Genomic DNA, 18361 nt, shown 5'->3' on the forward strand with positions numbered 1-18361 from the left:
GGGTTCCGCCGATTTCCTGCGCTCGACTTGCATGTATTAGGCACGCCGCCAGCGTTCGTCCTGAGCCAGGATCAAACTCTCCAAAGAATTTGATATAGCTCTTGAAAATGACGAAGCTTGCGCTTCAATCAAAACTTGTAAAACTTTTTTTGCCTCATCGTTCAGTTTTCAAAGTTCGTCTGTCGCTCTTAACGACTCTTACAATATTACAAGTCATCGACACAGTTGTCAACCACTTTTTTAATTCTTTTCCGCTGCCATCAGCGGCAACGTTTATTACTTTAACCCATCCTCAAATAGAATGCAATAGTTTCGGCAAAAGTTTTTCTGGAAAAGTTTCCTGCCACGTTATAGCTTGGCTGTAGAAACCAAAAACCTCTCACCGCAATGGTGAGAGGTCGTAACTTGTTACTGTTGGTGACGCATTGTCGGGAAGAGCAATACGTCGCGAATCGATGGTGCGTCTGTGAGCAACATGACAAGACGGTCAATCCCGATTCCGAGACCACCTGTTGGCGGCATCCCGTACTCGAGCGCTTCTAGGAAGTCGTTATCAAGTTCATGGGCCTCATCGTTCCCAGCTTCTTTTTCAAGTAGTTGGGCTTCGAAGCGCTCACGTTGATCGATTGGATCGTTCAACTCTGTGAACGCGTTCGCGTGTTCACGACGAACGATGAACAGCTCGAAGCGATCTGTGAAGCGCGGGTCTTGATCGTTCTTCTTCGCAAGCGGCGACACTTCGACCGGATGTCCCGTGACGAACGTAGGTTGAAGCAACGTCTCTTCGATTTTTTGTTCGAAGAACTCGTTGACGATATGACCGAACGTCATATGGTCTTGGACTTCTACTCCGTGCTCTTTCGCAAGTTCACGCGCCTGTTCATCAGACATCTGCTGCCAGAAGTCGACACCCATCTCTTCTTTAACCAAGTCAACCATATGGGCCCGCTTCCAACCGACACCAAGATGGATCGTATCTTCTCCATACTTCACGTCTGTCGTACCGAGTACTTCTTTAGCAACGTGCGCAACGAGTTCTTCTGTCAAATCCATGATGTCGTTGTAATCAGCGTACGCTTCATAGAGCTCGATCATTGTGAACTCTGGGTTGTGTCGTGTCGAGATCCCTTCGTTACGGAAGACACGGCCAATCTCATAAACACGCTCAAGGCCACCGACGATGAGGCGCTTCAAGTGAAGCTCGATCGCGATGCGCATATAAAGTTCCATATCGAGGGCGTTATGGTGCGTCAAGAACGGACGGGCAGCTGCTCCGCCTGCAATCGTATGGAGCATCGGTGTCTCAACTTCTAAGTAACCGCGATGGTTCAAGAAGTTACGGATCTCTGAAATGATTCGGCTACGCAAAATGAATGTTTGGCGCGAATCATTGTTCGTGATCAAATCGAGATAACGTTGACGATAACGTTGTTCGACATCTTTTAAGCCATGATATTTGTCTGGAAGCGGACGGAGCGCTTTCGTCAAAAGTTCAAACGTCTCGACGTGAATCGATAACTCGCCAACATTCGTTTTGAACAGCTTACCTTTCACGCCGACAATATCACCGAGGTCAGACGATTTGAACAAATCAAACGCCTCATCCCCTACGTCATTTTTGCGGACATAAATTTGAACCTGTCCCGTGACGTCTTGGATGTGGGCGAAGAAGACCTTCCCTTTTCCACGTTTCGTCATAATCCGTCCCGCGAGCGTGACTTCTACGTCTTGCTCAGCGAGCGCCTCTTTCTCAATCGCTTCATATTGCTCATGTAATTCACCGGCATGGGCTGAGCGTTCGAACCGATGTCCGAACGGGTCGAGCCCTTGCGCGCGCATCTCAGTCATCTTTTCAAATCGAACCTGCATTTGGTCGTTCATTTCCAACTCGTGACTCACTACTCCATTCACTCCTCTATACATATTGGGTTTGGTCCTAACAAAAAGCTGTCGACCTCACGGCCAACAGCACAGCCTAAGCTGTTCGCTCTTTGCGTATCACTTTTTCGCCAAACAAGCTTACCATAAATCACTTTTTTACACTAGTTCACACTTCTTGTGGCGCGTTCTCGATCTGTCCGACGAAATCGTAGAGCACACTCCCGACGGCATCCCGTGATTCCAACTCGAAGACTTGCTTACGGACCGGCCCGTTCCCTTTGAGACCTTTCAAGTACCAGGCCACGTGTTGACGCATTTCACGAACCGCCGCCACCTCGCCTTTCAAGTCGATCAAACGATCGAGATGTAGCATGCAAATGTCAATTTTCTCGCGTGCCTCCGGCTCGGCCGGAAGTTCACCCGTCTCGAGGTACTGCACCGTCTGATAGAGCATCCATGGATTTCCGAGGGCAGCCCGCCCGATCATGACCGCATCGACACCGTAATGGTCGAGGGCATGCTTCGCTTGTTGCGGCGTCGTAATATCACCGTTCCCGATGATCGGGATGCCCGCAATTTTCTTCGCCTCACCAATAAGCTCCCAGTTGGCTGTTCCTTCATACAATTGGGACCGCGTCCGTCCGTGAATCGCGATCGCCGCCGCGCCACCGGATTCGGCCGCTCTGACGTTATCTAGAAGGTAGATGTGCTGACTGTCCCAGCCGGTGCGCATCTTGACGGTCACCGGTTTGTCCACCGCCTTCGATACGGCGTTCACCATCTCATAAACCTTATCCGGATCGAGGAGCCACTTGGCACCCGCTTCACATTTCGTGACTTTCGGGACCGGGCACCCCATGTTGATGTCAATGATATCGGCGTTCGTGTTTTGATCCACGTATTGCGCCGCTTTCACGAGCGTGTCTTTCGAACCGCCAAAAATTTGCAGGCTGAGCGGCTTTTCGCGCTCATCGACGTACAACATGCGCAGCGTTCTCGCGTTTTCAAATAAAATCCCTTTGTCGCTGACCATCTCCGCACAAACGAGTCCGGCACCGAATTCCTTCGCAATCAAACGAAATGCCGGGTTCGTCACTCCGGCCATCGGGGCGAGGACCGCCCGATTTTTTATATCAACGTTACCAATTTTGAACCCTGACATTGCTTCACTTCCTTCAATAGCGTTAAACAGAACCGACTAATGACGTTAACGACTGTAGACGTACGACGTCGCGCCGCTCCGATTCCGGCAAGGCGTCGCATAATTGTCGTACCGTCTTCCCATTCACCTCGAGCGTCGGAGCAATCTCCGCGAGCGGGGCGAGGACAAAAGCACGTTCATGCATTCGCGGATGCGGAACAGTTAAGTGCTTCGATTGTATATATTCGCCGTTATAGAGCAAGATGTCAAGGTCGATCGTACGCGGCCCGTTCTTAAACAGACGCTCTCTCCCAAGACCGCGCTCAACCTGTTGGAGACGAACGAGCGCATCGTCCGCCCCGAGCGATGTCTCGACTTCGACGACCATGTTATAAAACGATGGTTGATCTGTATAGCCGACCGGTGCCGTCTCGTATACATTCGATTGCTTCGTCACATGAAGACCGGCCGCCTCCATCTCTTGAAGGGCACCGAACAAATAACGCTCCCGTTCACCGATATTCGAACCAAGCGCCACATACATCATCCGTTACGCCTCCGCGTCATCTCAATCGCGACTGAATCATAATGACCCGGAATCGGCGGGTCCGGTTTGATGACCTTGACCGTCACACTTTGAATCTTGTCACTGTGGGCGAGCACGGCCGTCGTGATCCGTTCACCGAGTGCTTCGAGTAAGTTGACCGCTTCGCCTGTGACGATGTCTTCTGTCAGTTGATAGAGTCCGGCATAGCTGACGCCGTCCTCCAAATTATCGGACTGGCCGGCAGGGGCCAGGTCTAACTCACACATCAAATCAATATTAAATCGCTGACCGAGCCGGTTCTCTTCTTCAAATACACCGTGGTAACCGTAAAAACGCATCCCGTTCACAAACATCTTATCCAACTTGTCCGCCTCCTAACATCGCATCCATCATCCGTGACGCCCGTTTGTTCTCTAACACATCATGCACCCTTACCCAGGCGCATCCTTTCGCGATTCCGAGACATGTCGTCGCGACCGTCCCTTCGACCCGCTCCTCGGTCGGTAAATCAAGTGTCTGGCCGATGAACGATTTTCGCGATGTCCCGAGCAGAACGGGGAACCCGAGATTCGTGATGACGTCGAGCCGATTCATGAGCTCTAAGTTTTGGTTGTAGTCCTTGGCGAAGCCGATGCCGGGGTCTAACCAAATCTGGTCATCACGAACACCGGCGGCACGGGCGATCGCGATTGATTCTTGTATGTCGCCGACGACTTCTTCGATGAAGTGTCCATAGTTTCGGTTGTCTCGATTATGCATCAAAATGATCGGGACGTTAAACTCTTTGGCCACTTCTGCCATCGATTGATCGTCCCACTTCGACCCCCACACATCATTGATCATGTCAGCGCCTGCTTCAAGTGCCGCTCGCGCAACGATAGGTTTGTACGTATCGATCGAGATCAGGACGTCAAGCTCCTCTTTCAGGCGGCGAATGACTGGGACGACGCGGGCGATCTCTTGATCCGCCGTGACGAACTGTGCGCCCGGCCTTGTCGACTCGCCTCCGACGTCGATCGCATCGGCCCCGTCCTGAACGAGCCGTTTAGCGTGTTCGAGCGCTTGCTCGACTGCGTTATAACGTCCACCGTCTGAAAATGAATCTGGCGTCACGTTTAAAATGCCCATAATTTTTGTCATGCTGTTCCCTCGCTTTCAATCGCTCGTCGTAACTCGGACCAACACGCTTTAAATCGAGCCCCCTGCTTGCCTGGATACGTCCGGTCGGCATAAGCGGTGACCGGTGCGATTTGTTGCACCGAGTTCGTGAGCCAAATTTCGGACGCTTGCTCGAGTTCTTTAAACGTCACATCACGCTCGAGCACGTCAAACGTCTCCATCAGCCAGTGCCGGGTCACGCCGGCAAGCGCCCCGGTCTCAAGCGGCGTCGTCCATAGCCGCCCATCCTGTTCCACCCAAAAGATGTTTGAGACGAGTCCCTCGACGACACGTCCCGCCTCGTCCGCGAACAAACCTTCCGCTTCCCGGTCGACCAAGGCCCGTTTTCCAAGGATGTTGTTCATATAGTGATGCGACTTCAAACGGAACGCCGCTTCCGGTCGACTTCTCGGAAACGGGATTGCCTCGAGCCGTTTCTCGGTCGGTTCGAACGTGTCCGGTAACGGTTTGACGAGCAGCGTCACGTTCGGACGTGAGTAACGCCCGTCGTGCAGACCGAGCGGAGCGACACCGGCGGAGACGTTCAGTCGGATATATAAGTTCGGCGCCTCGTTTTGACGCACGACGTCTTGAATCGCCTGCACGATCTCCTGCTTCGTATAAGGTAGATCGATCCAAAGAGCGTCCATGCTTTTCTCAAGCCTGCACCAATGGAGGTCGAACAAGAACGGGACCCCGTCAAACGTCCGGAACGTCTCGAACAATCCCATCCCGTACAAAAAACCGTGGTCCTGAACCGGCACCGTCACTTCTGAACTGCCGCGCAGTTCGCCGTTATGCCAAAGCCACATGACGATACGCCTCGATAAAATTTTTAATCATGTCTTTCCCATGTTCCGTCAAGATGGCTTCAGGATGAAATTGGACGCCCTCGATCGGCAATTCTTTATGGCGTAGCGCCATGATCTCTCCCGTGCTCGTCTCAGCCGTCACTTCTAAACAGGACGGCAATGAAGCTCGCTCGACGGCAAGCGAATGATAACGCGTCACGATCGTCTGCTGTGGGATGTCTTTAAATAACGTCTTGCCGTCATGTTCGATCGGTGACGTCTTCCCGTGCATGAGGCGGTCCGCATGGACGACTTTCCCGCCGAACGCCTGACCGATCGCTTGGTGACCGAGACACACCCCGAAAATCGGGATCTTCCCAGCAAACGTCCGAATCGCGTCGACGCTGATTCCCGCTTCGTTCGGCGTCCGCGGACCTGGCGAGATGACGAGATAACTCGGACCCATCTGTTTAATTTCTTCGATCGTAACGTCGTCATTACGACGCACGATCAAGTCCTCTCCGAGCTCACCAAAGTATTGAACCAAGTTGTACGTGAATGAGTCGTAGTTATCGATGAGTAAAATCATACCGTCGCCTCCGTCATTTCTTTCGCGGCCCATAGCGCCTTCGCTTTCGACAACGATTCTTCATATTCAGCGACCGGGTCGGAGTCGATGACGATCCCCGCCCCGGCCTGGACGTGGGCCATCCCGCCTTTGACGACCATCGTCCGGATCGTGATGTTAAAGACGAGGTCGTCGTCCCAACTGATCCAGCCGAACGAACCCGTGTAAATCCCACGTCGAACCGGTTCAAGTTCCTCGATGATTTCCATCGTCCGAATTTTCGGGGCACCGGTAATCGTTCCGCCCGGGAACATCGCCCCGAGCGCCTCTGACCCGGACACACCGTCTCGCATCGTGCCCCGCACGTTCGAAACGATGTGCTGGACGTGTGAGTACTTCTCGATGACCATCAATTCGTCGACGTGCACCGTCCCATAAGCGGCCACTTTCCCGAGGTCGTTCCGCTCCAAATCAACGAGCATGACGTGCTCGGCCCGCTCTTTCTCGTTATCGAGCAACGTCCGCGCTAGTTCCATATCTTCTGCCTCGTCCCGTCCGCGCGGCCGTGTCCCGGCGATTGGGCGTGTCGAGATCGACGTCCCATGTTTCTCAATCAACAGTTCTGGCGAAGCCGACACCATCGTCAAAAAATCGTCGACGAAGTACCCCATGTATGGTGAAGGATTCATTTGGCGCAACGTGTCATAGACGTGGCGCGGGTCCGCGAGCAGCGCTTCCGATTGGCGGACGCTCAGATTCACTTGGAACACGTCGCCTTCGACGATGTAGTCTTGAATTTTCTGCACAGCTTCGACGAATTCATCTTGCGATAGAGAACGCGCTCGCTCGAGCGGCGCTTGCGCGACCGGTCCGAACGCGTAATGCGTCTCCGTCTGCCATAGGGCAGCCCAGCGCTCGAGCTTCGCTTCTACTTCTTCATCGGCGGTGACCAGCAAATAGAGGAGCGACGTCGCTTCGTCGAATACCGCCACTTCGTCAAACAGCAAGAAGGAGACGTCGGGCGTCCCTAGATCATCTTCCGCTTGACGCGGCAAGCGTTCAAGTGTCCGGGCGACATCGTAACTGACATAACCGATCATCCCGCCGAAGAATGGCGGTGCCCCTTCTGGTCTTGCGGCAACGTAACGGGCCCGTACTTGCTCAACGATGTCGAGCGGTTGGCCATAAAACGTCTCGGTCTTATCTGAAATGACGAGCGTTCCAGTCCCGTCTTTCACGTGAAGCGCACCGAACGGCTCGATCCCGGCCATCGTGTAACGTCCAGCCCTCCCGCTCTCGAGCCACGCATAGCGCTCGCCAGCTTCCGTCAACGTCATATACGTCTCATACATTCTTTCTATTGTCGTTTGCATCGTTTTGAACGCTGTCGTTCTCACGTCAAATCCCCCCGTTCCACTCATTCATGCCTCTAATTGTACACAAGAAAAGGCAGTTACCGAAAGAAGATGTCTTCTGGTAACTGCCGTTTGTTATGCGCGAACGCTGTCTGATTCTTCGTCGAACTGATAGAGCGGCGTGCTAAGGTAGCGTTCTCCGTTTGACGGGATGATCGCGAGCACGTTTTTGCCTTTTCCAAGGCGCTTCGCCGTATCGACCGCGGCCGCGATGGCTGCACCTGATGAGATGCCACCGAGCACACCGTTCGTCCGAGCCGCGAGACGCGCGTATTCGAACGCCTGCTCTGTCGTGATTTGAAGGACACCTTCGTAAATCTCAGTGTCTAAAATCGACGGGATAAAGCCGGCCCCGATGCCTTGAATTTTATGAGGTCCTGGCTTCCCTCCAGATAAGACTGGAGAATCGACCGGTTCGACCGCTAAAATTTGCACGTCTGGATAGTGGGCTTTCAATACTTTGCCCGCTCCTGTGATCGTTCCGCCTGTACCGACACCAGCGATAAAAGCATCGACTTGAAGACCTGACGCGTCGAACGCATCAACGATCTCAGGGCCGGTCGTCATTTCATGGACGTTCGGGTTGGCCGCATTATTGAATTGTTGCGGGAGGAAGTAGCCGTTTTTCTCAGCTTCTTCTGTCGCCCGACGAATCGCTCCGCCCATCCCCTCAGGACCAGGCGTCAAAATCAGCTCGGCACCGTATCCGCGAAGCAGATTGCGTCGTTCCATACTCATCGTTTCCGGCATGACGAGAATTGCCTTATAGCCTTTAGCAGAACTGACCATCGCGAGTCCGATGCCCGTGTTCCCACTCGTCGGCTCGATGATTGTGTCACCCGGCTTTAAGACGCCTTCTTCCTCAGCGGCCTCGATCATCGCTAAGGCAATCCGGTCTTTTACACTCGAACCAGGGTTCATATATTCCAACTTCATGTAAACCGTCGCGTCATCCGGGCCAGTCAGCCCGTTTAACTTCACGATTGGAGTCTTGCCAATTAAGTCTGTCACTGAATCTACGATACGCATTTCATTTCCTCCTTCATAATTCCGACTATTCCGATATTGTAATAATACCCTATCGGATTGAAAATATGCAATTTGGAACGACAGCCTCAGCGTGCTTGCTGTTTCATCACTTCGAGCTGTTCAGCCGAGAAGTGATACTTTTCGCCGCAGAAGTGACAAACTGCTTCAGCGCCGCCATCTTCTTCAATCATTTGACGGATCTCTTCGGTGCCGAGCCCGATGATCGCACTCTCCATCCGATCTCGGCTGCACGTACAGTTGAATTGTACCGGTTTGTGATCGAGCACTTCTAAGCTATCTCCGAGGAGCATATGCAGCATCTCTTCCGGTGTCTTCTCTTCTCCGATGAGGACCGACACTGGCGGGAACGTCTTCAATGCGTCTTCTAACGCTTGAATCGTTTGTTCTGAAGCGTCTGGCATCAACTGGACGATAATCCCGCCGGCAGCTAAAATCGATTCATCTTCCGGAAGCACGAGCACGCCTGCTCCGACGACTGAAGGCACTTGTTCCGACGTCGCGAAGTAGTACGTGAAGTCTTCGCTGATCTCACCTGTTTGAATTTCGGACGAACCGCCAACGAAGTCTTTTAGACCGAGGTCTTTGATGACCGAGACTGTACCGCGGCCGACGACTTCGCCAACTTTCAACTTCGTCAATCCGTGGTCGTTGACGAACGTACCGCCCTCGACACGCGGGTGTGACACGTATCCGCGAACGTCTCCTGCCGTGTCCGCATCGACGATAATTTTCCCGATCGGTCCATCGCCTTCGACTTTAAGGGTGACGCGCGCGGCTCCTTTTTGCATTGAACCGATCATCGTCCCGATCGTCATCGTCCGACCGAGCGCGGCTGAGGCGACCGGTGTCGTCTGATGGCGAAGTTGCGTTTCGAAAATCGTTTTCGTCGTCCGTACGGCGAACGCCCGGACTTCTCCACCGAACCCGAGGGCACGGACGAGATAGTCGTCTTTCATTTGGTCAAGTAACGCTTGTTGTTCTGGTTGAATCATATTGAGTAACTCCTTTAAAGTTTATTTCTGGTTGCGCTCATAGATGAGACGAAGTCCATCGAGCGTCAAGAACGAGTCGACGACGTCAATCGTTTCGGCATGTTCACTGATCAAACGGGCCAGCCCACCTGTCGCGATGACGGTCGCTTCCCCGACTTCACGCTTGACGCGACTGACGATGCCATCGACTTGGGCGACATACCCGTAATACGTGCCCGATTGCATCGCTTGGATCGTATTTTTCCCGACGACGGTCGGCGGGGTCGCGAGCTCGATGCGCGGTAATTTCGCGGCCCGTTGATAGAGCGCCTCGACCGAGATCATAATCCCTGGGGAGATGATCCCGCCGTGATAACGGCGTTTGTCATCGATGTAGCAATACGTCGTCGCCGTACCGAAGTCGACGATGATCAATGGACCGTCGTACTTGGCAATACCTGCGACCGCGTTGACGATGCGGTCCGCCCCGACTTCACGCGGATTGTCGACGTGGATGTCGAGACCTGTTTTCACGCCGGGACCGACGACGATCGGCCGGACGTTGAAGTAGCGCTGTGACATCTGTTCGAGCGGGAAGATGACCGGTGGAACAACCGAAGACAAAATGACGCCGTCGATTTGGTCAAACGAGACGTTCGAGTGGTCAAACAACGACTTGACGAGCATACCGTACTCGTCGGTCGTTTTCGTGCGATCCGTCGAGATACGCCAATGATGGACGAGCGTCTCACCATCGTACATCCCGAGGACAATATTTGTATTCCCAACATCGATCACTAAAATCATGATATGGTTCCTCACTTTGTTGTCAATTACAGTTCGCTCGAATTATAACACGAAAAAAGACGAATGCCTTATTTAGGGCATTCGTCTCTTACACTTACCGTGATTCGTTGTTCGGGCGTTCCGTCGGTGTCGCTTCCGGCTTATCGCCTTCAGGGACAACGTCCGGCTTCGCTTCTTGAACGACTCCAGGCTGATCGATGACTTGCCCGTGCTTAACGGCCGCCTCATCTTTCTTCGCCTCATCGCTTGCATCATCTTTCGATGGTTCAGACGGCTCTTCCGGTTCGTTCGGAAGGAATTCGCGCGTCTTGATCAAGTGACGAATCTGTTTCGAATCGAGCGTCTCGACTTCGAGCAACGTCTTCGCGACGAGCTCGAGATCGTCTTTACGGTCCGTCAAAATCTGTTTCGCCTTCGCGTAACAACGGTTGATGATGTCCCGAATCTCGAGATCGATATCTTGTGCAATCGCATCCGAGTAGTTTTGTTCCGTTTGGAAATCGCGACCTAAGAAGACTTGTCCTCCATGATTTGATCCAAGTTGGAGCGGTCCGAGCTTATCGCTCATCCCGTAATCCATGACCATCTTCCGAGCGATACCAGTCGCGCGTTGGAAGTCATTGCTTGCTCCTGTCGACACTTCACCGAAGATGACGTCTTCCGCCACGCGGCCCCCGAGGAGACCAACGATTTTATCTTCGAGTTCAGGTTTCGTCATGAAGTAACGATCTTCTTTCGGAAGCATGACGACGTATCCGCCAGCGTTTCCACGTGGAACGATTGTCACTTTGTGCACTTCGTCTGCGTTCTCGAGTTCAATCCCGATAATCGTATGACCCGCCTCATGATAGGCGACGATTTGGCGTTCTTTCTCCGAGATGACGCGGCTCTTCTTAGAAGGACCAGCAATGACACGGTCAATCGCTTCCTCGACATCCACGACCGAGACCGCTGAACGGTCAGACCGTGCTGCGACGAGCGCTGCTTCGTTCAACAAGTTTTCAAGATCAGCACCTGAGAATCCAGGCGTCCGCTGAGCGATCGACTTCAAGTCAACTGTCGAATCGAGCGGTTTGTTGCGGGCATGAACTTTGAGTACTGCTTCACGGCCTTTAACATCCGGACGATCGACCGTGATTTGACGGTCGAATCGACCTGGACGAAGAAGGGCCGGGTCAAGAATGTCCGGACGGTTCGTCGCAGCAATCATGATGATTCCTTCGTTGTCACTGAATCCATCCATCTCGACGAGAAGTTGGTTGAGCGTTTGCTCACGCTCATCATGGCCGCCACCAAGACCGGCACCACGTTGACGTCCGACCGCATCGATCTCATCGATGAAGATGATACACGGTGCGTTCTTTTTCGCATTCTCGAACAAGTCGCGGACACGCGACGCCCCGACACCGACGAACATTTCGACGAAGTCAGAACCTGAGATCGAGAAGAACGGTACACCGGCTTCTCCCGCAGCTGCACGAGCGAGTAACGTCTTACCTGTTCCCGGAGGACCGACGAGCAAGACACCTTTTGGAATCCGTGCTCCAAGTTTCGAGAACTTGCGAGGGTCTTTCAAGAATTCGACGACTTCGATAAGTTCTTGTTTCTCCTCATCCGCCCCGGCAACGTCATCAAACGTTACACGACGTTTTTCTTGGTCGTAGAGTTTCGCCTTCGATTTCCCGAAGTTCATCACACGACCGCCACCACCGCCGCCTTGGGCTTGGTTGAGCAAGAAGAAGAACAAGATGAAGATGATGATAAACGGTAAGATCGCGAATACGATGCTAAACCAGCTACCACTCGACTCTGACTCTTCGATTTGAATGTCGGTATTCGCACGAAGTTGCGAGAGCACTTCGGCGTATTCGGCCTCGTTAGCCGGGATATTCGTTTCGTAACGCTGGTCTTCGTCTCCTGTAAGGTCACCTGTAATTGAGATGGCTCCCGGGATTTCCTGTACGGTTGCCGTTTCGATCCGATCATCTTCCACATATTCCAAGAACTTCGAATAAGAGAGCGTTTCGCTCTGGCTACTCGGGTTCTGTAAATATTGAAGGAACAAGATCAAGGCCAGGAAAATCACACCGAACACTAAGGTGTTTTTCACTGCACGATTCATTCTCTGCCTCCTATTCCGAGAAACGATGTTCTCGCCCATTCAGTATATGTGTATACTTTGGGGTATTTCTTTTATCTTAACACGTCACATTTTCAAAAGAAAAACGTTAGCCCCCGTAAACACTCGGCTTGAGCACACCGACGTAAGGAAGGTTACGATATTTCTCTTCGTAATCGAGACCGTAGCCGACGACAAACTCGTGCGGAATCACGAAACCGCTATAGTCTGCCGATAGACCGTTCTTGCGACCCGTCGGTTTATCGAGCAACGTAACGATCTTCACCGACTTGGCTTTCCGATATTTGAGGAGATCGACGAGATAGCCGAGCGTGAGCCCGCTATCAATGATATCTTCTACAATCAAGATGTCTCGTCCTTCTACAGACGTGTTTAAATCTTTCTCGATTTTCACTTCACCTGTCGATGACGTTCCACCGTGATACGTCGATACGTCCATGAAGTCCATCTCTAAATGGATGTCCATTTCTTTGACAAGGTCTGACATGAACGGCATCGCGCCTTTCAATACGCAAACGAGAAGCGGAAACTCTTCTTTATATTCTTCGCTGAGCGTTGTCGCGAGTTCTTTCACCTTTACTTGAATCTCTTCACTTGAAATAAGCACCTTTTCCATATCGTTCATTAATGACATCTTGAAATCCTCCTCTTTCTAATCCGACACAATCATCATTTTACCATTAATCGTGGGCAAATCGCATCTGACTTATCCGGAAAATCCGAAACTCTTACTCCTACTATAGCGACAATCCTCCCTGTCGCGTCAACTACTAAGGGGACAAACGGACGATTTTCACGCCGGATTTTCGCATCGACCAAGATTCGGGCGACTTTTTTCGTCCCAATCGAGAGTTTCATCACATCCCCTGGCCGGACGGAGCGGACGGTCAACGGGAATGTGAGCGCCTCGAGGGGGATCCCGTCCTTGCCTGTGATGACTTCAAGTGAGAGCTCGCGGTCGCCAAAAGACGTCTGGACCGGGAGGCTCGAGATCACTCGGTCACCCGGTGCTTCAGTCAGCACTATATCGGTATGGGGGACGAGGCTGATCACCCCATCATACTTTTGCAGGCGCGCGCCGCCTTCGAGATCGTATCGTCCTGTTCCTTTTGGACTACCGAGGAGACGACGGATGGCTTCGCCCATCTCGACACCATATCTAGCCGATAAGAGTCGGCCGAGTACGTATCGTTCAGGTTCGTTCAAACCGGCCACGTCTTCAAGTTTCACATGAAACGTTTTCATATTACAACGGACGTGGCGCACCATCCACTTCCCGACGCCGTCGTAGCGTTTATGCCAGAGCTCACGCTGCCGACGGGCCGCGCTACCGACGTCTTGAACCACGTTCGGCCAACCATCGAGCAGTTGCGGGACGATTTGGTGTCTGATCTTGTTGCGCAAATAATCCGTCTGCTCATTCGACGCGTCTTCTCGCCAAACGAGTCCGTTCGCTGACGCGTACGCCAAGAGCTGTTGTTTTGTTTCCATCAGCAACGGACGAACGATTGTCCCTCCGGCGAACGGACGACGTTCCGGGATCCCCGTCACTTCGACGACGTTTCGATGAAGCTGGATGAGTACCGTTTCGAGCTCGTCATCGGCGTGATGAGCCGTCATCAGTTCGGTATATCCGCCTTCACGCATGACCGTTTCAAAAAATGCATACCGTGCCGCCCGGTAAACGGCTTGCGATCCCCCGTCCGGAAACGCAAGACGCTTCCCATGAAACGGCACACCGTACGCTTTCGCCAACTGTCTCACGAACTCGAACTCTTCATCGGACTCAGCCCTAAGTCCATGATGGACATGGGCGACCCCGACGTCAGCACCGCTTCTCACGACGCGGTCTAACAAGACGATCGAATCCATCCCACCCGATACGGCCACCAGCACTTTCGTCATCGTCGCTCCTCCTTGATATAACAAAAGAAGCCATCTCAATTTGAGATGGCTTCTTTTAGCTTAGGTAAGTGACCCGTACGGGATTCGAACCCGTGTTACCGCCGTGAAAGGGCGGTGTCTTAACCGCTTGACCAACGGGCCTAAATAAAATGGTAGCGGCGGAGGGAGTCGAACCCACGACCTCACGGGTATGAACCGTACGCTCTAGCCAGCTGAGCTACACCGCCATGTTATTGTGTTGTGTCCTAAGCACATTTTCTATAATAACCAGTAGCCACGTCCGTGTCAATTCTTTTTTAAAACTTTTTTCCACAAAAAACGTGTATAGTGCCATCTCATACACTATACACGATTTTCGGTTGATTGTGCATCACGCTTCCGACGGAGCCGGACGATATTTTTTCTTCCAAGCGATGCGGAAATATCCCCAGAGTAAGAAGAAGCAACCGACCGACACGAGCGCCAAGTATAGAATCGCCCCTTGTAAATAACTGAGCCCGTCCGCCGACAAAATCTCTTTATAGCCGGCCACCGTATACGTCATTGGAAGTAACGCGTTGAACGGCTGCAAGGCACGTGGAATCAATTCAAGCGGGAACGTCCCGGCCGACGTCGTCAATTGAAGAATCAATAAGACGATGGCAACGAACCGCCCCGGGTTTCCGAGCGTCGTGACTAGCAACTGAACAATCAATAAGAACGTAATACTGACGAGCCAGCTGAAACCGAAGAAACGAAGCGGTGACTCGACCTCGAGTCCGAGCAACGTCATCATCGCCACGTTTAAGACGAACGCCTGAACGAAACCGATGACGATTAATACGCCCGATTTCGATAACAACCAAGATAAACTCCGCTTCGGTTTGCCAGCCGGATCATAGAGCGGATAGACGATTGACAACAAGAGTGCCCCGACGAAGAGACCGAGCGACATGAAGTATGGTGCAAATCCTGTCCCGTAGTTCGGTACGTGATGAATCGAGTCGTTCACGATTTGAATCGGTCCCGCCATCATTTCAACGTTCTCATCGCTAATGTCGACGTCAGCCGCTTCCGCACCCGAGAGTAAGGCGTCACGAAGTTTTCCGTTCCCGGACTCTAGTTCAGTCAGACCTTCCGCCAGGTCCGAACTTCCAGAACCGAGTGTTTGGCCCCCTTCAGCCAGACGCGATGCCCCTTCAGCGAGGGTACCCGTTCCTTGACCGGCCGTTTTGACCCCGTTGGCGAGTTTCGTACTTCCTTCAGACAAGGCGAGCGTGGCGTCAGCCAATTGATCACTCCCCGACGCCAGTTCCGTCGTCCCGTCATGAAGCGTCGCCACCCCTTCGTTCAATTGAACGCTTGCCGATGCAAGTTCACCTGAACGATCCATCGCGGTTTTGGCACCTTGCTCGATTTGGCTTGACCCCTCGCTCAGCGCCGCGGCCCCGTTGACGAGCTGAGTCTGTCCGTCATTCAACGCAACCAATCCGGCCGCGAGTTCAGTGGCACCGGCTTCTGCTTGTCCCAACCCGTCTCCGAGTGCCGTTTGGCCTTCCGTGACACGAGACGCGCCCTCTGAAAGCGATGTGAATCCTGCTTCCGTTGCCTGCATACCTGTAGACAACTCAGCGACGATTGCTTGCAACATGTCTGGCGTTGCGGGCGTGCCTGATTCGGCGAGCGCAGACAACTTGGCGATCAGTTGCTCTTGCTGGCCTAACAACTCCGTTTTCATTTGGTCAATGCCAGCGGTGACACCTACCGTTCCCGCTACAAGTGCTTCGTTTCCGGCACTAGCCGCACTAAGCGCTTCTGCGAGTGTGCTCGAGCCGTTGACGAGTTGGCCGCTTCCGGCCTGTGCGTCCTCGAGTCCGGCCGCTAGTTCTTGAATCCCAGCGTCAAGCTGTTGCGTCCCGCTATGCAACTCGCCTAACTTCGAAGAGAACGCGCTCGTTCCGTCGACGAGCTGAGTCGTACCGTCTTTTAGCACGGCGGCCCCAGCGTCGACACGATGGACACCGTCTGACAGCGTGGAACTCCCGGTTTGGATACGCTGGCTCCCGTCGACGAGATCAGCCGTCCCAGACTCAAGCGCACCGAGTCCGTCATCGAGCTTGGCTGCGCCGTCCGCTAGTTCCTGCTGTTTTGAAGCGAGCAGTCGCGAGCCGTCCGCTAGCTTAACGGCACCTTCTTTAGCGGTCGTTGATCCGTCAGCAAGCTCCGTCGCACCGGTTGCGGCTTCATCTAATCCGTCAGCGACGGTTTTCAATCCGTCCCGCATGGCGTTGACATACTGTTTCGTCACTTCAGTCGACAGTTCGCCTTTCACTTGTTCCATCGCCGAACCTCCGATTTGAGCGGCGAGGAAGTTATACGACTCGTTCGCGATGTATCGAAGTTCCAATTGCTCCGGATCAGCAGACAGTGCGCTCGTCGCTTTCTCTGAAAAGTCATCCGGGATTTCGATTGCCATGTAAAAGGCGTGATCTTGTAACCCGGCGTCGGCTTCCGCTTTCGACACTTCGACGAATCGGAACGCTTCCGAGGTCGTCAACTTATCGACGAGTTCGTCACCGACAGCGAGTTCCTCCCCTTCAAACGTGGCCCCTGCGTCTTCATTGACGATCGCGACGGGCAAATCTTTCATTTGGCCGTAAGGGTCCCAAAATGCCCATAAGAACATGCCCGCATACATGAGCGGCACGAGCGCGACCGCTAGAATCGGAATCCATACCCGCGGATTTTTACCGATGCTCTGCCATTCTGCTTTCCACAACTTCCATCCATTCATTTGTTTCTCCACCTTTACTTATAAAACATAACTATTTTTCATGTTCCCTATTGTGCTCGCTCCGTCGAAAAATTGCAACCTTTTTTAGTTATTTTTAATAACAAAAAAAGCGCCGACAATTGTCGCGCCATGAAAAAAAGCCACGGACCTTTGTCCGTGGCGTTATCGTTACGAGTAGAAGCTGATGGTTTACGAAGGGTTACCCGCGCTTGGCTCCACGTCCACCGCGTTTTGAATCAGTTTGACGCTTCAACGTTGTAAGGCGTTCGTCGCTATCTTTCAAGAACTTGGTCATCAACGTATCAAACGTTTCTGGCTCACGACGTACTTCACGACGTGCGCCGCCACCGCCACGGGGACCGCCGCCACCGCGTGGGCCACCGCCGCCGCGTGGACCTTGACCAGGACCACCTGGACGTGGACCGCCCGGACGTGGGCCACCTTGACCAGGGCCTCCTGAACTAGGGCCTCGTGAGAAGCGTTCGCCGGCTGGACGTTCTGGGCGTTCGCTAACAGGACGATCGACAGTTTTTTTGATAGACAACCCGATTTTGCCATCACTTTCGATGTTCAAGATTTTGACTGTGACTTCTTGACCGACCGTTAGGACTTCATTGATGTCTTTGACATAAGAATCTGCCACTTCACTGATGTGCACCAAACCCGTTTTTCCATTAGGGAGCTCTACGAACGCTCCGAAATGCGTAATCCCTGTAACCTTACCTTGTACCTTGCTTCCTACTTCAATTGACATAAAATAATGTACTCCTTTTTTTGAATGATTCCCTACAATTATACGAGTCGATTCGTCAACGGTCAACGAACCTACTTATTCCTCTGGTGAGAAGTAAAAAATAATCTCGCCATCTTTCGAGAACAACAGCTCGTTGCGTGCAAGATTGGCGATGTATTCTTCGTCTTGTAAACGTTCAACCTGCTCTTTTAGCTCCGCTTGTTCTTCCTTCGTTTCACGAAGCTCGACACGAGCCTCGTCTTGCTTTAGCTCTTGATCCGCTACATATCCGATCTTTGAGAAATAGCTCTGGCCGATGAAGACAATCAACAACAAAAAGACAAGTGAGGCCACGGCTAGGCGGCGTCGAAGATGGATACGTCGCCGGCTCTGTTCTTTTTCCAGCTGTTCTCTCCGTTCGTCGAGAGCCCGAATCCGCTGTTTGCGTTCCATCGGGTTACGTCCATTCATCGAATCACCT

Annotated in this window: 17 protein-coding genes, 2 tRNA genes and 1 rRNA gene; all 20 read right to left on the bottom strand. The window is 52.7% G+C overall.

Annotated features, from left to right (window positions below; all coding sequences use genetic code 11):
* Nucleotides 1-87, bottom strand: a 16S ribosomal RNA gene (locus tag EVJ22_RS14035); the annotation flags it as partial.
* Nucleotides 88-408: 321 nt separating this feature from the next.
* On the bottom strand, nt 409-1899 hold the full coding sequence (lysS, locus tag EVJ22_RS14040; RefSeq protein ID WP_070329362.1) for a lysine--tRNA ligase: 1491 nt from the start codon (nt 1897-1899) through the stop codon (nt 409-411).
* 148 nt (nt 1900-2047) lie between these two features.
* Nucleotides 2048-3043, bottom strand: coding sequence for a tRNA dihydrouridine synthase DusB (dusB, locus tag EVJ22_RS14045; protein ID WP_016509635.1), 996 nt, complete (start codon nt 3041-3043; stop codon nt 2048-2050).
* Nucleotides 3044-3065: 22 nt separating this feature from the next.
* A complete protein-coding gene (gene folK / locus EVJ22_RS14050; protein WP_070329364.1) occupies nt 3066-3569 on the bottom strand; it encodes a 2-amino-4-hydroxy-6-hydroxymethyldihydropteridine diphosphokinase in 504 nt (167 codons plus the stop codon).
* Entirely contained in the window at nt 3566-3931 is a 366-nt protein-coding gene (gene folB / locus EVJ22_RS14055) for a dihydroneopterin aldolase (RefSeq protein WP_070329365.1), read from the bottom strand. Before folB ends, folK begins: the two co-directional genes overlap by 4 nt.
* Nucleotides 3924-4709, bottom strand: a complete 786-nt coding sequence (folP, locus tag EVJ22_RS14060) for a dihydropteroate synthase (protein WP_071398647.1) — start codon at nt 4707-4709, stop codon at nt 3924-3926. The genes folB and folP overlap by 8 nt, the downstream gene beginning before the upstream one ends.
* Complete coding sequence (locus tag EVJ22_RS14065) at nt 4706-5539, bottom strand: aminotransferase class IV (RefSeq protein WP_071398646.1); 834 nt, start codon at nt 5537-5539, stop codon at nt 4706-4708. The genes folP and EVJ22_RS14065 overlap by 4 nt, the downstream gene beginning before the upstream one ends.
* On the bottom strand, nt 5523-6107 hold the full coding sequence (gene pabA, locus EVJ22_RS14070; RefSeq protein ID WP_071398645.1) for an aminodeoxychorismate/anthranilate synthase component II: 585 nt from the start codon (nt 6105-6107) through the stop codon (nt 5523-5525). The genes EVJ22_RS14065 and pabA overlap by 17 nt, the downstream gene beginning before the upstream one ends.
* Nucleotides 6104-7459 (bottom strand): anthranilate synthase component I family protein, encoded by a 1356-nt coding sequence (locus tag EVJ22_RS14075; RefSeq protein WP_071398650.1) that lies wholly within the window; start codon nt 7457-7459, stop codon nt 6104-6106. Before EVJ22_RS14075 ends, pabA begins: the two co-directional genes overlap by 4 nt.
* Before the next feature lie 117 nt (nt 7460-7576).
* Nucleotides 7577-8530, bottom strand: coding sequence for a cysteine synthase A (gene cysK, locus EVJ22_RS14080; RefSeq protein WP_071398644.1), 954 nt, complete (start codon nt 8528-8530; stop codon nt 7577-7579).
* Between the two features lie 86 nt (nt 8531-8616).
* Nucleotides 8617-9543, bottom strand: a complete 927-nt coding sequence (gene hslO / locus EVJ22_RS14085) for an Hsp33 family molecular chaperone HslO (protein WP_071398643.1) — start codon at nt 9541-9543, stop codon at nt 8617-8619.
* 21 nt (nt 9544-9564) lie between these two features.
* Entirely contained in the window at nt 9565-10329 is a 765-nt protein-coding gene (locus tag EVJ22_RS14090) for a type III pantothenate kinase (RefSeq protein ID WP_070329371.1), read from the bottom strand.
* A 94-nt stretch (nt 10330-10423) separates the two neighbouring features.
* Nucleotides 10424-12451 carry an ATP-dependent zinc metalloprotease FtsH gene (gene ftsH / locus EVJ22_RS14095; RefSeq protein ID WP_071398642.1) on the bottom strand — a complete coding sequence of 676 codons (2028 nt, stop codon included), beginning with the start codon at nt 12449-12451 and terminating at the stop codon, nt 10424-10426.
* Nucleotides 12452-12557: 106 nt separating this feature from the next.
* Complete coding sequence (gene hpt, locus EVJ22_RS14100) at nt 12558-13103, bottom strand: hypoxanthine phosphoribosyltransferase (protein WP_016509617.1); 546 nt, start codon at nt 13101-13103, stop codon at nt 12558-12560.
* Nucleotides 13104-13138: 35 nt separating this feature from the next.
* Nucleotides 13139-14374: a tRNA lysidine(34) synthetase TilS gene (gene tilS, locus EVJ22_RS14105; protein ID WP_233589728.1), complete on the bottom strand. Its 1236-nt coding sequence runs from the start codon at nt 14372-14374 to the stop codon at nt 13139-13141.
* A 69-nt stretch (nt 14375-14443) separates the two neighbouring features.
* Nucleotides 14444-14515, bottom strand: a tRNA-Glu gene (locus EVJ22_RS14110).
* Between the two features lie 9 nt (nt 14516-14524).
* A tRNA-Met gene (locus tag EVJ22_RS14115) sits at nt 14525-14601 on the bottom strand.
* Nucleotides 14602-14744: 143 nt separating this feature from the next.
* A complete protein-coding gene (locus tag EVJ22_RS14120) occupies nt 14745-17147 on the bottom strand; it encodes a YhgE/Pip domain-containing protein (protein WP_233589729.1) in 2403 nt (800 codons plus the stop codon).
* 199 nt (nt 17148-17346) lie between these two features.
* Entirely contained in the window at nt 17347-17901 is a 555-nt protein-coding gene (locus EVJ22_RS14125; RefSeq protein WP_070329375.1) for a S1 domain-containing RNA-binding protein, read from the bottom strand.
* A gap of 75 nt (nt 17902-17976) precedes the next feature.
* Nucleotides 17977-18351 (bottom strand): FtsB family cell division protein, encoded by a 375-nt coding sequence (locus tag EVJ22_RS14130; RefSeq protein WP_071398636.1) that lies wholly within the window; start codon nt 18349-18351, stop codon nt 17977-17979.
* Nucleotides 18352-18361 lie beyond the last annotated feature (10 nt).

Origin of the sequence: Exiguobacterium sp. SH0S7 (assembly GCF_004337195.1) — a bacterium.
Classification (GTDB): Bacteria; Bacillota; Bacilli; order Exiguobacteriales; family Exiguobacteriaceae; genus Exiguobacterium; species Exiguobacterium aurantiacum_A.